Genomic DNA, 14,005 nt, shown 5'->3' on the forward strand with positions numbered 1-14,005 from the left:
TTTTCTGGATATTGGTGACGCTTTCCTTAAAATAGCTTACTTTTTTTCATGAAAATCTCATATTTGGTATTGTGTTTTATTTCCTCATCCATTAGAATAACATCTATACCATTAATTGAGAATGATTCTCAATTAGAATTGTTCTCATTAAGGAGTTGTTTTTGGAAGATGGTGAAGAGATGTTGAAGAAATTACTGCTTACTCTCGCATTGGCGGGAGTAATCGTGCTTTCCCTGAGTGTGGGAACGGCTGCGTTTTCGGTTGAACAGTTTCTGGTCGGGAGTAACACGGATCGTCTGATCCTATTGTCGTCAAGGCTGCCGAGGACGGTTACGGTTCTCTTGGCAGGTGCGGGATTGTCTTTATCCGGGTTGATCATGCAATCCTTGACACAGAACCGTTTTGCTGCCCCTGATACAGTCGGAACGGTGGATGCAGCGAGAGTTGGGATGCTCTGCGGCATGATTCTCTTTCCGGGTTTATCGGTTGTGGGAAAGATGGCCCTCTCTTTCTTCTTTGCGGCAGCGGGAACCTTCCTTTTTTTGGTGGTGGTGAATCGCTTACCTTTCAAGAGCCAGATGACAATCCCTTTATTAGGGTTGATGTACGGAAATATTTTGGGAGGCGTAGCTAATTTCTTTGCCTTCCGCTTCAACGTCACGCAAAATCTTTCGGCCTGGATGCAAGGAGATTTCTCATTGGTCATCAAAGGACAATACGAGGGGATGTATCTCATTTTCCTGTTATTTTTGGCACTTTATTTTTTTGCCGACCATTTTACGATTGCGCGTTTTGGGAAAGACGCGGCCAAAAATCTTGGTTTGCCTTTTGAAGCGGTCCTGTTCATCGGGACACTATTCGTATCCTTGACGGTTGCTGTCATCTTGAGTACGGTCGGAAATCTGCCGTTTTTGGGAGTCATCATCCCGAATCTTGTATCATTGCGCTTCGGCGACAACATCCGCAATACCCACGGCAAGGTTGCGCTTTTTGGAGCGGTTTTCCTGTTGCTGTGCGATATCTTTTCGCGCGCGGTTATCCCTCCATACGAAATACCGGTAGAAACGGTACTGGGTGTTTTCGGCGGTGGCCTGTTCTTGTGGCTGTTGCTGAAAGGAGGGCGGACTGCATGAAAAACGTGTTGAAAAATCGCATCATTATGAAGCGGCTGGCGGTGATGGCAGTGGCTGTGGCTTTGGTTTATTTTTTTTGGAACCAGGGTATCGGTAATTTATTCATTATGAAGTTGCGGAGCACGAAACTTTTGACATTTGCGGTCATCAGTATCAGTACTGCTTTTGCGACAGTCAGCTTTCAGACGATTGTGCACAGTAACTTTTTGACCCCTAGCATTCTAGGGGTCGAATCCTTCTACCGCCTTCTGCAGACAGTGTTGATGTTCTTCAGCTTCTCGTTGCTGGGCAGCCAATTGAATGCGGAATGGCAGTTCGTTTTCCTGGTATTCTTGATGTTGGGCAGTTATTTCTTGCTGTACCGGCTTTCGTGGAACCGGAAAAATTACGATATGCAAATCATTTTGATGATCGGGCTTGTCATGGGGACTTTTTTCAACAGTATCAGTTCCTTCATGCAGGTGCTGATGGATCCGAATGAGTACGACAAACTGCAGACGAAGCTGTATGCCAGTTTTCAGAACATCAATGATTCTGTACTTGTTTTGGCTGTTCCGATCGCCTTGTTTTCGATCATCAGTCTGTGGCGCAAGCGGAAGGTGTTGGAAGTTATGGGACTGGGTACACAAACGGCCAAAAATTTAGGGATCTCCGTCGAAAAGGAGACCAAGCTCACCTTCATGCATGTCATCCTGTTGATGACTGTCTCTGCAGCGCTCGTCGGGCCGATGATGTTTCTCGGTTTCGTGGCGGCGAATATCGCTTATCGTCTGTTCAGAACGTATTGCCTGAACTATCTGCTGCCTGGTGCGAGTCTACTCAGTTTTGTGATGGTCGTGGCCGGACAATTTCTGGCAGAAGAAGTTTTCAAGTTGCAGACGAATTTAAGCATTCTGGTCGAACTGTTCGGGGGAATCTATTTCTTTTGGTTATTATGGAAGGAAAGGAGTAAGTTATGAAAATCAGTCATGTCAGCAAAGCCTATGAGGATGAAAAAGTATTGGATGATATCTCTTTGGCTATCGAGAGAGGTAAAATAACGGCTTTCATCGGTCCAAACGGGGCAGGCAAAAGTACGCTCCTTTCAGTCATCAGCCGTCTGTTGACAAAGGACGAAGGCATATTGACGATACACGGGAAAGAAATTGAGGCCTGGCAATCCGATGAACTGGCGAGGGAGCTTTCGATCCTGAAACAACAGAATGCTTATCAAGTGCGTATGACGGTCCGTGAACTAGTCTCGTTCGGCAGGTTCCCCTATACGAAGGGCAGGCTGAATGAAGAAGATCATGCTATGATCGACAAGGTTTTAGGCTATCTGAACCTGGTGGAATTCTCCAACCGCTATTTGGATACGTTGTCTGGGGGGCAACTCCAGCGGGCGGCCATCGCAATGATCTTGGTGCAGGATACCGAGTATATCTTATTGGATGAACCGCTGAACAATCTCGATTTGAAGCAGAGCATTGTGACGATGCAGACCATCCGGAATTTGGCGGATGAATTGGGTAAAACCATTCTGGTCGTCATCCACGACGTCAATTTCGCCTCCGTTTTTTCGGACAACATCATCGCCATGAAAAATGGGAAAGTCTTCCGGAGCGGCACGGTCGAGGAAGTGATCCGGACTCAAGTTCTGCAGGAATTATATGAAGTGCCATTGGAAGTCATCACGACTGCAGATGGGAAAAAACATTGCACGTATCAAGCAATTTAACATAGAGGAGAATGGAAAATGAAAAAATGGCAAAAGACAATCATCAGTTTGGCTTCAATCTTTACCTTGGCGGCTTGCGGCGCCCAAGAAGGGGCTGCCGATGCGGCAGACTCAACAACAGTGACTTCGAATGCGGAAACTGAAACGACAGTGACCATCGAGGATGCGCGTGGATCCGTAGAAGTACCGAAAGATCCTGAAAATGTAGCTGTTTTGGATTTTGGCCATTTGGACACATTGATCGCCTTGGGCAAGCAAGATGCAGTCACAGGAACTGCGACAGACAACATGCCGGCTTATTTGGCGGATAAGGCAGATCAATTCGAGAATGTAGGGACACTTAAGGAACCGAATGTGGAAGCATTGGCGAATTTGGCGCCGGAGCTCATCATCATTTCCAACCGCTTGTTGGACTTCGCGGAACAGTTGGAGGAAATCGCCCCTGTAGTCGTGCTCAGCGTCGATTACACGGACTATTGGGGATCTGTGCAAAAAAACATCACAACTTTAGGAGTCATCTTTGACGAAGAGGAAGCCGCTGAAGAAGCCATTGTAACTTTGAATGAGGAGATTGAGTCCGTCAAAGCGAAGACAGCAGGAATCAGCGAGAAAACATTGACGTTACTCCTGAATGACGGCAGCATGTCCGCTTTCAGCACAGGCTCGCGTTTCGGCTTCATCTATGAGACACTGGGCTTCACTCCTGTCGATGCAGCGATCGAGGATTCCACACATGGGCAGTCCGTCGGGTACGAAGGGTTGTTGGAAATCAATCCGCAGATTTTGTTTGTCATCGACCGTACGGCAGCTCTTGGGACAGCCTCTGATGAAAATGCGGCGTTGTTGGAGAATGATTTCGTTTATCAAACGGATGCTTACAAAAACAATAAAATCATCAACCTGTCTTCCGACTTGTGGTATCTTTCAGGTGGTGGGATAGAATCAATCCATTTGATGATCGAAGAGATCGCAGTGGGCTACCAGTAAGCAAAAAATTGTCCAGCTTCTGATTTTTTCTCTATAATGATGGAAGCAAATCAGAAAGAGGTGCACAATTTGGCAGGTTATCATTTCGATAAGGCAGACTTCAACGTTTTTGATATTCAGGGACTCGATGAAAGGATGGCAGGCATCCGCGACCGGATCCAGCCCAAGTTCAGGCATTTTGCGGAAGCGGGTGCCCACCTCATCGTTTCGGAAGCGGGTCCCGAGTCGGTGCCTGTACATGTCGCCAAGCATCTGCGCCGCACAAAATATGCGCCCGAGAATACCTGGTGCGCCATCGGTGGGGATGCGAGGGGCTACAAGAAATATCCGCACTTCCAGATCGGCATTGCGAAGGAAGGGGTCAGCTTCTACCTTTGTCTGATCGACCAACCCGTCAAAGAGAAAGAAATGGCGGCCGCTTTATTGGAACGGATTCCGGAACTGGAAAGATTGCCGCATGATTACGTCGTTTCGGTCGATCATACCGTGCCGGATGTGCTTCCGATTGAGGCAGTCAATTGGGAGTCTATCCTGATCCGGTTGCGGGATGTGAAGAAAGCTGAGCTGTTGATCGGCCGCAAGTTGGCGCCAACCGATCCGCGCTTAGCGACGGAAGCAGGTACGCTGGCAGTGTTGGAGGATACTTTCCGTGAACTGCTGCCGATCTACCAGGCCTGCATGGAACACTACCGCTAAACGTGTAACCCAATACAAACTAAAAAGGACTGAACAGCGAGATTGATTGCTGTTCAGTCCTTTTTGGCTTGAAAAATATTTTGAGCATCCAAAACGTTGGCTAGCTTCACGGGTTAGTCCTTCGGAAAAAAGAATAAGGAACCTCTTGTCTCTGCGAGCCAAGACATACTGTTCGACTTGTCATGGTTCTTGCCATCTTTGATGGCTTAGAAACATGATACAACTGACCGGTACGGTCACGTTGATTCCTTTGTTTCGGAAGTCTCTCAGCAATTGCGCTCTGCGATGCTCATTTGCATGGAACTCTTGGGGATTCATCCCTTAGAGTCCCAGTACAAGGTGACTGTAGGGAACGTTGCGAGGCCAGATTTCCTAAATTGTCATGACTCTTGCGATTTCAATCGCTTAGTCCTGTCATCAGGCCATCCAACTGGTTTCGTAGTGAGGCCCTCTGATGTCGCACTGTGACATCAGAGTACTTGACCGATTAGGTCACAGTGTTTCCTTAAAGAAGGGCTGTACGAACCCGTTCCGCTTTTCCTGTACAAAAAAAACGGCAAATTGCTTTGCCGTTTCCTTGATGCCGCTCTCCGGGGAGATTAGCCTAATTTGTTGTAGTATTCTACTACGAATGACTCATCGATTTCAGCTGGCAATTCTTCGCGAACTGGCAGACGGTTCAATGAACCTTCCAATTTTTCTTCGTCGAAAGTAATGAAGTCAGGACGTCCGAACAAAGCTTCAGCAGCTGCTTTAACAACTACCAAGTTTTTGGATTTTTCACGCAAGCCGATTACTTGGCCAACAGCCACTTCGTATGAAGGGATATCGACACGTTTGCCATCGACAGTTACGTGACCGTGGTTAACTAATTGACGTGCTTGACGACGAGTAGAAGCCAAACCTAAACGGTAAACTACGTTATCCAAACGTTGTTCCAATAAGATCATGAAGTTAACACCTTGTTTACCTTCTTTGATTTTACCAGCTTTTTTGAATAAAGTTGCGAATTGGCGTTCGTTCATGCCGTACATGTGACGCAATTTTTGTTTTTCTTGCAATTGCATAGCATATTCAGATAATTTTTTACGGTTGTTAGGGCCGTGTTGACCTGGAACGTATGGACGACGCTCCAATTCTTTACCTGTTCCCAAAAGGGAGATGCCTAGACGACGAGCTTGTTTCCAACTTGGTCCTGTATAACGTGACATAATAAAATTCCTCCAATAAATGTTTGATTTTTGGAGTAAAATAAGAATGATAAGTCAGCAATGCGTGCAGGTCATCCTTCAATCTTCACCTTATGCAGCCGCAAGGGTACGCAATTGAACCATCTACAGATGGCGATGAACTGTTGACGCGGGTGCTTCTTTCTCGCTGCATTATTTTACACAAAGATTATTGTACCAAACAAAATCAGTAAATGCAATGAAAAAGTGGTGATATTCATCGTTTGCACAGCGGTGGACCACTTGGGGTATTCCAAACGAAGGAATTAAGTTTCCAGATTATTTTCTGGTTTATGATTGGTTCTTTCTATGTTATACTAAAAAATGAGATATATTGGGCGTTTTCAATTTTAAATCAAATAAACGAAATTGTCGGAATAGGTGGAGGATTTATTGATGGAGTTTATATATTGGTTAGTAGCGATAATATTGTTAGTATTGGTCGGGTATGGTGCGATCATGTATTTGACAAGACAACAAGCGAATCGGATCAAAGCAATCGATGAGAAGAAACAAAAAGCGATGGCCATACCGGTGGCCGACAATCTGTTCACGTTGAAAAACATGAATTTGACAGGGCAAACGAAGCGCACCTATGAGAGTTGGCAAGCCACGTGGCAGACCATTACGCGTTTTCAGTATCCTGAAATTGAGGCGGCGCTGGTCAGTGCCGAACAGTACATTCAACGCATGAATTTCATTAAGGCGAAGCAAGCCATCTCGCAAGCGGACCAATTGATCGACGAAACGAAGAACAGCGTCGAAAAAGTGAACAAGGCTCTCGAAAAGCTATTGGAAAGTGCGCAAGAAAACCGCAAAGAGTTGGAAGAAATCCAGGAACGATACAATAAAATCCGCAAGCAATTACTGGCGCACAGCTTTACATTCGGTCCGGCAATCGAAACGTTAGAGAAGAACCTGAATTACATGGAGTTGGATTTCACGAAATTCAATTCATTGACGAACGAGGGCGACCATATGGAAGCCAAAGAGATCTTGTCGCGTATCGAGCAAGATTTGTTGGTGATGGAAGAAGTTGTCGAAAAGATCCCTGAATTGAACGAAAAAATCAAGACCGAGTACGAAGAACAAGTGAGTGATCTGAAAGACGGCTACCAACGCCTGTTGGATGAAAAATACATTTTCGAAGGTGTAGATGTCTCAGCTGAGATAGCTGCGGTTGAAAAAGAAATCCAAGAAGCGAAAGATTCCATCGGCCTTGCCGATATCAATGAAGCAGGCAAGAAGATGGACAAGGTAGAACGCGACATCGAAGCAGTCTATGCTATCATGGAAAAAGAAATGGAAGCCAAAGAATTTGTAGGTCGTCACACTGCGAACCTGCAAAAGAAAATGGATCATGTCCTGCAGAGCAACCGTTATGTGTTGCTTGAAATCGATCGCGTCTCACAGAATTATTTCTTGAACAAAAATGAGCTAGGCCGAGCGCAAGAGTTTGAAGAGCAGTTACTGAAAGAAAATGAAGCCTTGCGTTATTACGACAAGATGATGAAGGAACACGAAATTTCTTACTCGGTTGTCCGCGAGTATTATGAAAAAATCAGTCAACGTCTTTCCGAAATCGACAAAGAACAATCTGAGTTGGTCAGCAACCTCAGTGATTTGCGCAATCGCGAAAAGGAAATCAAGGACAGCATCGATCTCTACGAATTGGATATGCGCAATATGAAGCGCACAATCGAAAAATACCATCTGCCCGGTTTACCGAAAATCTATTTGGATCTTTTCTTCTCAGTCACGGATCGCATCGAAGATTTGGCTTCCAAGTTGAACCGCGTGAAGATTGACATGGACGAAATCGATGCGATTTCGAAGATGTGCGAAGAGGATATTGAAATGTTGGATAACCAAACCCAAGCAATTGTGGACAATGCGATGCTGACTGAATATATGATCCAGTACGCAAACCGTTTCCGTCATTCACATGTGGAAATTGAAAATGCCATCAACAAAGCTTTAGTGCTTTTCCACCGCGAATATGACTATGAAGGTGCGTTGGAAGCCATACGAATTCCTTTGAACCGTATAGAAGCAGGGGCTGCCCGCAAGGTCGAAGAATCCTATCAGGAAGAAAAAAATCGCCGTTACTATTAAATACAGAATCAATAAGACGCAGGGGTCGGGACATTGTCTCGGCCCCTTTTTGGACACTCTTTTATGAGAGGAGAATAAAATTAAACCGTAAGCTTTTAATGGTCAGACATTTTCTATATAATGGATAGGATGTCCCGCTAAGGGTGCAAAGTTATTAAGGAAGTGTAGATATAGATGATTTATTTTGACAACAGTGCAACAACGAAAATGTATCCAGAGGTTTTGGATACGTACCGAAAGGTCAATGAACAATTTTTTGGCAATCCTTCCAGTTTGCACAGAATAGGTAATGAGGCAGATGCGTTGCTCCAACAATCGCGCAAACAAATTGCGCAATTGCTGGCTGTACAGCCGGATGAAATTTTCTTCACGAGCGGCGGTACAGAGAGCGATAACTGGGCAATCAAAGGTACTGCAATGGAAAAGTTCCACGCCGGGAAACATATGATCGCCTCTTCTGTCGAACATCCTGCCGTCTCAAAATCGCTGGAACAGTTGGGGAAATTGGGATTTGAAATTACTTATCTGCCTGTCGATACTGACGGAATCATATCCGTTGAGGAGCTTGGGAAAGCGATAAGAAAAGATACGATCCTGGTGAGTGTCATGGCAATCAATAATGAGGTCGGCAGCATCCAACCAATCGAGGCTATCGGAGAACTGTTGGAAAATTATCCTTGGGTTCATTTCCACGTAGATGCCGTGCAGGCTGTGGGTGAATGCGTGCCGCTGATCCAACATCCTCGTGTGGATCTCTTATCGCTTTCAGCACACAAATTCCATGGCCCTAAAGGTGTCGGTATCCTTTATAAGAAACATGGTAAACGGATTGCACCGTTGTTGACTGGAGGCGGGCAAGAAGCTGGTATGCGCAGCACGACAGAGAATGTCGGCGGCGTTGCGGCAATGGCGAAAGCTTTGCGCATGACGCTTGAAAATGGTGCTTCAAGCCGCGAGCAGGAACAGTTGGTCCGGGGTAAGTTGTTTGCTGCCCTTTCGGAATATGAAGATGTCCGAATCTTTTCGCCCGAAGATGGCGCCGGGCATATCCTCTGCTTTGCCATGAAAGGCGTCAGGGGAGAAGTGATGGTCCATGCTTTTGAAAGCCAGGACATCTTCATTTCAACGACAAGCGCCTGCTCAAGCAGAAAGAAAGGCACACCCTATACGCTGGGGTCGATGGGCGTACCGCTTTCCTGGAGCCAGTGCGCAGTCCGGATAAGCCTTTCCGGCGAGAATACGCAAGCGGAAGCAGATGCCTTCATCGAACATTTTCGGACGCTGCATCAACAGTTCCAAAAGATACAATAGAATAATAACTGACAGATTGGAAGAGAATATAAATGGAAACGCACATTCAAATACGCTTTGGTGAATTATCGACCAAAGGGAAAAACAAAAAACGTTTTGTCCAGCAGTTGGCGCAAAATGTCAGGATGGTCACAAAGGATTATCCGCAGATCAGAATCAAACCCGAGCACGATTTTATGTTATTGGAACTGAATGGAGCTGCAGAGGCTAACATTCTCGAGCGCTTGCAGCATGTGTTCGGTATTCAAAACTTTTCGCCCGTTTATCTTGTTTCGCACGATCTGAATGAAGTGAAACGGGTTTTGGTGGAGTTGCTTGGTAAAATGGAGACGGCGGGAAAAACGTTCAAAATAGCTACGCGCCGTTCCGACCATTCCTACGAGCATGACACTACTTTTATGAATGCCGAGCTGGGCGCTACTGTGTTGGCTGCTTTTCCGGCCATTTCTGTCAAGATGAAACAACCGGATATTCTTGTACGTGTAGACATCAAAACTAGCGGCATCATGCTCAGCACGCAGACATACCAAGGGGCTGGCGGGTTGCCTGTCGGTTCCAGCGGCAAAGGCATGCTGATGCTTTCCGGAGGCATCGACTCACCGGTTGCCGGTTATCTTACTATGAAGCGCGGTGTGAAAATCGAGGCTATTCATTTTCATAGTCCGCCGTACACAAGTCCACAAGCATTACAAAAAGCAAAAGATCTGGCTGCCAAATTGACTAAATTCGGTGGTGAAATCCAGTTCATCGAAGTGCCGTTCACTGAAATCCAGGAAGAAATCAAAGAGAAGGTGCCGGCGGATTATTTGATGACGATCACACGCCGGATGATGCTGCGGATCACCGATGCCATCAGAGCCGAACGCAAAGGATTGGCCATCTTTAATGGAGAATCTTTGGCTCAAGTCGCTTCTCAGACGCTGGAAAGTATGGTTGCCATAAATGATGTCACAACGACGCCGATCATTCGTCCTGTCGCTACGATGGACAAATTGGAAATCATCGCATTAGCGCAAAGAATCGATACCTTTGATTTGTCTGTGCAACCGTTCGAAGACTGCTGCACTATTTTTGCACCACCAGCGCCAAAAACGAAACCACACTTGGATAAAGCCAGACGTTTTGAAGCGTTGCTTGATGTGGAACCACTCGTTATGCGCGCGGTTGAAGGGATTGTAGTATCTAGCATAACGGGTCGGGAAGACACTTCCAGCCAAGATGAGGCGCTCTTTTCGGATTTGCTTTAATCTATTTTGCAAGTGCGTATCCTTACCATAAATCGCCACTTATCTGTATAATGAAGATATTATCGATCAAGGGGGAATGTTTTCATGCAAGTAACATTAAAGGGTGAAATTGTTGAAGTTTTAGGAACACAGCCAGTTGTTGGGGAGAAGGCGCCGGCTTTTTCGTTGTACAATACGGAAGACGAAAAGGTAGCTTTGGATGATTTGCGCGGATCGGTAGTCTTGATCAGCGTATTCCCGGATATCAACACGAGCGTTTGCGATAAACAAACACGTAAGTTCAACGAGACGGCAGCGGACATCGAAGGTTTGACTTTGTTGTCGGTTTCCAGAAATACAAAAGAAGAATTGGTCAACTGGTGTTCAGCAAACGGCATCGATATGCAGATGCTGCATGATGATGCAGGCGAATTCGGCGAGTCCTATGGCCTTAAAATTCCAAAAATGGGCAACAAGTTGGCCCGCAGCGTATTCGTCATCGACAAGGAAGGCGTCCTTTCCTATATGGAGATCGTCCCTGAAATCGCGACGGAGCCGGATGAGGAAGCAGCATTGGCAGCTGCCAAAAAATTACTTTAATCGCATTGAGATTTCAATGAAAAGGTGCTAAACTAGTGAAGTATAAACAAAGCGTCGATCAAGAAGAGTAGCTTGCCCGGAACCACACAAGAGAGAAAAGCGATTGGTGAAAGCTTTTTTGGGGAAGGAAAGTGAAGTAGCTTGTGAGCAAGTTGTGTGAAGGTCCGTGGACTGGGTAGCGCAGCTCGGAGTATTCTCCGTTATCAAAAAGAGAGACAGGGATCCGTTTCCTGTAATTTAGGTGGTACCGCGATTCATATCGTCCTGCATATTCGTATGCAGGGCGTTTTTTTTCGCAATAAATCAATGTAAAGAGAGAGGAAGTGGCTGAATGTCTAAAGCAGACGCAATGCCGACAAAGTATCAACCCCAGCAAGTAGAATCTGGGAAATATCAAAAATGGGTGGAAGCGGGGCTTTTCAAGCCTAGCGGAGACAAGAGCAAAAAACCGTATTCGATCGTGATTCCGCCTCCGAACGTAACCGGCAGGCTGCACTTGGGCCATGCTTGGGATGTGACGCTGCAGGATATGCTGATCCGCCAAAAACGCATGCAAGGGTTCGATACGTTATGGTTGCCGGGTATGGACCACGCCGGCATAGCCACCCAAGCCAAAGTGGAAGCGAAACTGGCCGAGGACGGGCTTACCCGTTATGACCTTGGTCGTGAAGCCTTTGTCGACAAGGTTTGGGAATGGAAAGAGGATTATGCAAGCGTCATCCGCGAGCAATGGGGAAAAATGGGGATCTCCGTTGATTATGACCGTGAGCGTTTCACGTTGGATGATGGTTTGTCCGATGCAGTCCGTAAAGTCTTCGTCGGCTTGTACGAAAAAGGTTTGATCTACCGCGGCGCATACATCATCAACTGGGATCCAAAGGCAAAAACGGCCTTATCAGATATTGAAGTTATCCATAAGGACGTCCAAGGCGCCTTCTATCACTTCCGCTATCCGATGACGGATGGTTCGGGATACTTGGAGCTGGCTACTACCCGTCCGGAAACGATGCTTGGAGATACTGCCGTAGCGGTTCATCCGGAAGATGAAAGATATCAGCAGTTCATCGGCAAGACCGTGACTTTGCCGCTCGTGAATCGGGAAATCCCTGTCATTGCGGATGATTATGTCGAAATGGACTTCGGGACCGGTGTCGTAAAAATAACACCGGCTCATGACCCGAACGACTTTGAAGTCGGTTTGCGTCATGACTTGCCGCAAGTGAATGTCATGAACGATGACGCGACGATGAACGAAGCAGCCGGAAAATATGCAGGTATGGACCGTTTCGCAGCGCGCAAAGCGATCGTAAAAGATATGGAAGAACTGGGCTATTTGGTCAAAATTGAAGAAATGACCCACAGTGTCGGACATTCTGAACGCACAAACGTTGTTGTGGAACCGCGCATCTCGACGCAATGGTTCGTCAAAATGCAACCATTGGCTGAGCGTGCGGTCGAAAATCAATCCGCAGAAGAAAAAGTTTCCTTCTATCCGGAACGATTTGAGAATACTTTCCTGACGTGGATGGGCAACGTCCATGACTGGGTCATCTCCCGTCAATTATGGTGGGGACATCAAATCCCAGCTTGGTATCATAAAGAAACCGGCGAAATGTACGTAGGCATGGAAGCTCCGAGCGACAGCGGAAACTGGACGCAGGATGAGGATGTTCTGGATACATGGTTCAGTTCGGCGCTTTGGCCGTTCTCGACAATGGGCTGGCCGGATGAAGATGCGGAAGATTTCAAACGTTATTTCCCTACCAGTACGTTGGTTACCGGCTATGACATCATCTTCTTCTGGGTAAGCCGGATGATCTTCCAGAGTCTGGAGTTCACCGAAAAGCGTCCGTTTGAGAATGTGCTGATCCATGGCCTGATACGTGACGAGCAAGGACGCAAAATGAGCAAATCGCTCGGAAACGGGATCGACCCGATGGATGTGGTCGAAAAATATGGGGCGGATGCTTTGCGTTGGTTCTTGGCGAACGGTTCCGCACCTGGTCAGGATGTCCGCTTCAGCTATGAGAAGATGGATGCATCCTGGAACTTCATCAACAAAATCTGGAATGCCAGCCGTTACGTGCTGCTTAACTTGGAAGACCTGACATTCGACGCTATCGACATTTCAGGGGAAAAGACGATAGCCGATAAATGGATTCTTTCCAGCCTAAACAAGACCATCACTAAAGTGACGGACCTGTTCGAGAAATTTGAGTTCGGTGAAGCCGGTCGCTTGTTGTACCGTTTCATCTGGGACGATTACTGCGACTGGTATATAGAAATGTCCAAAGAAGTCCTGCAAGGGGAAAATGAAGCTGCTAAAAAGACAACCCGCAGCATCTTAGCTTATGTTTTGGATAACGTCTTGCGCTTGTTGCATCCGGTTATGCCTTTCGTCACCGAAGAAATCTGGCAGAACGTACCGCATCAAGGTGATTCCATCGTGACGGCAGCCTATCCGGTAGCGGATGCAAGCCATATCGATGAAGCTGCTGAAGAAGCGATGGAGAAACTGATCGAATTGATCCGTGGCGTCCGCAATGTCCGCGCTGAAATGAACACACCGTTGTCCAAAAAGGTTCCGATGCAGTTGAAAGTGAATGACGAGGCGACCGAAGCGATTTTCCGCGCCAATGAATCGTACATCTTCCGCTTCTGCAATCCGGATACACTGGAAATCGGCCAGCACATCCAAGCGGCCAGCGACGCTGTCACCGCAGTTTTCTCAGGCGGAGAGGTATACATGCCGCTTGCCGGTCTTATCAAATTGGAAGATGAGATTTCCCGTCTCGAAAAGGAAGCGGAGAAATTGACCAAAGAAGTCGACCGTGTGGAAAGCAAATTGAATAACGAAAAATTTGTCAGCAAAGCCCCTCAGGCTGTAATCGACGGGGAAAAACAAAAAGGGACCGAATACCGCGAAAAACTGGCGGCCGTTGAAGAACGCATCGCTGCCCTAAAAGAACAGCTAGCTTAATAAGAGAATCG

11 protein-coding genes and 1 other annotated feature are annotated in these 14,005 nt (G+C 46.7%); of the genes, 10 read left to right on the top strand and 1 reads right to left on the bottom strand.

The window, feature by feature from the left end:
• The first annotated feature begins 179 nt into the window (after positions 1–179).
• The 5 genes from ACKPCD_RS07140 (at position 180) to ACKPCD_RS07160 (ending at position 4,533) form a co-directional block, all read left to right on the top strand.
• Complete coding sequence (locus tag ACKPCD_RS07140) at positions 180–1,133, top strand: ABC transporter permease (RefSeq protein ID WP_179193118.1); 954 nt, start codon at positions 180–182, stop codon at positions 1,131–1,133.
• Positions 1,130–2,092 (top strand): iron chelate uptake ABC transporter family permease subunit, encoded by a 963-nt coding sequence (locus ACKPCD_RS07145; RefSeq protein WP_068560074.1) that lies wholly within the window; start codon positions 1,130–1,132, stop codon positions 2,090–2,092. The genes ACKPCD_RS07140 and ACKPCD_RS07145 overlap by 4 nt, the downstream gene beginning before the upstream one ends.
• The gene (locus tag ACKPCD_RS07150; protein ID WP_068560077.1) at positions 2,089–2,850 is read left to right on the top strand and encodes an iron ABC transporter ATP-binding protein; all 762 of its coding nucleotides are present in this window, start codon (positions 2,089–2,091) and stop codon (positions 2,848–2,850) included. The genes ACKPCD_RS07145 and ACKPCD_RS07150 overlap by 4 nt, the downstream gene beginning before the upstream one ends.
• Before the next feature lie 18 nt (positions 2,851–2,868).
• The gene (locus ACKPCD_RS07155) at positions 2,869–3,837 is read left to right on the top strand and encodes a siderophore ABC transporter substrate-binding protein (protein WP_068560080.1); all 969 of its coding nucleotides are present in this window, start codon (positions 2,869–2,871) and stop codon (positions 3,835–3,837) included.
• Positions 3,838–3,906: 69 nt separating this feature from the next.
• Positions 3,907–4,533, top strand: a complete 627-nt coding sequence (locus ACKPCD_RS07160; RefSeq protein ID WP_276645331.1) for a DUF1054 family protein — start codon at positions 3,907–3,909, stop codon at positions 4,531–4,533.
• A gap of 599 nt (positions 4,534–5,132) precedes the next feature.
• Here the strand turns inward: ACKPCD_RS07160 and rpsD are convergent.
• Positions 5,133–5,744, bottom strand: a complete 612-nt coding sequence (gene rpsD, locus ACKPCD_RS07165) for a 30S ribosomal protein S4 (protein ID WP_068560083.1) — start codon at positions 5,742–5,744, stop codon at positions 5,133–5,135.
• 414 nt (positions 5,745–6,158) lie between these two features.
• Here rpsD and ACKPCD_RS07170 point away from each other — a divergent pair, with 414 nt between their 5' ends.
• From ACKPCD_RS07170 to ACKPCD_RS07190, 5 genes are all read left to right on the top strand, one after another.
• Positions 6,159–7,877, top strand: coding sequence for a septation ring formation regulator EzrA (locus tag ACKPCD_RS07170; protein WP_276648477.1), 1,719 nt, complete (start codon positions 6,159–6,161; stop codon positions 7,875–7,877).
• 174 nt (positions 7,878–8,051) lie between these two features.
• Positions 8,052–9,188, top strand: a complete 1,137-nt coding sequence (locus ACKPCD_RS07175; protein ID WP_321434492.1) for a cysteine desulfurase family protein — start codon at positions 8,052–8,054, stop codon at positions 9,186–9,188.
• Positions 9,189–9,220: 32 nt separating this feature from the next.
• Entirely contained in the window at positions 9,221–10,435 is a 1,215-nt protein-coding gene (gene thiI / locus ACKPCD_RS07180) for a tRNA uracil 4-sulfurtransferase ThiI (protein ID WP_086988552.1), read from the top strand.
• An 84-nt stretch (positions 10,436–10,519) separates the two neighbouring features.
• On the top strand, positions 10,520–11,014 hold the full coding sequence (tpx, locus tag ACKPCD_RS07185; RefSeq protein WP_068560092.1) for a thiol peroxidase: 495 nt from the start codon (positions 10,520–10,522) through the stop codon (positions 11,012–11,014).
• Between the two features lie 45 nt (positions 11,015–11,059).
• Positions 11,060–11,284 (top strand) — a binding site (T-box leader).
• A gap of 61 nt (positions 11,285–11,345) precedes the next feature.
• Positions 11,346–13,994 carry a valine--tRNA ligase gene (locus ACKPCD_RS07190; RefSeq protein WP_321434493.1) on the top strand — a complete coding sequence of 883 codons (2,649 nt, stop codon included), beginning with the start codon at positions 11,346–11,348 and terminating at the stop codon, positions 13,992–13,994.
• Positions 13,995–14,005: the final 11 nt, after the last annotated feature.

It is taken from the genome of Trichococcus flocculiformis, from assembly GCF_963662535.1.
GTDB classification, from domain to species: domain Bacteria; phylum Bacillota; class Bacilli; order Lactobacillales; family Aerococcaceae; genus Trichococcus; species Trichococcus flocculiformis.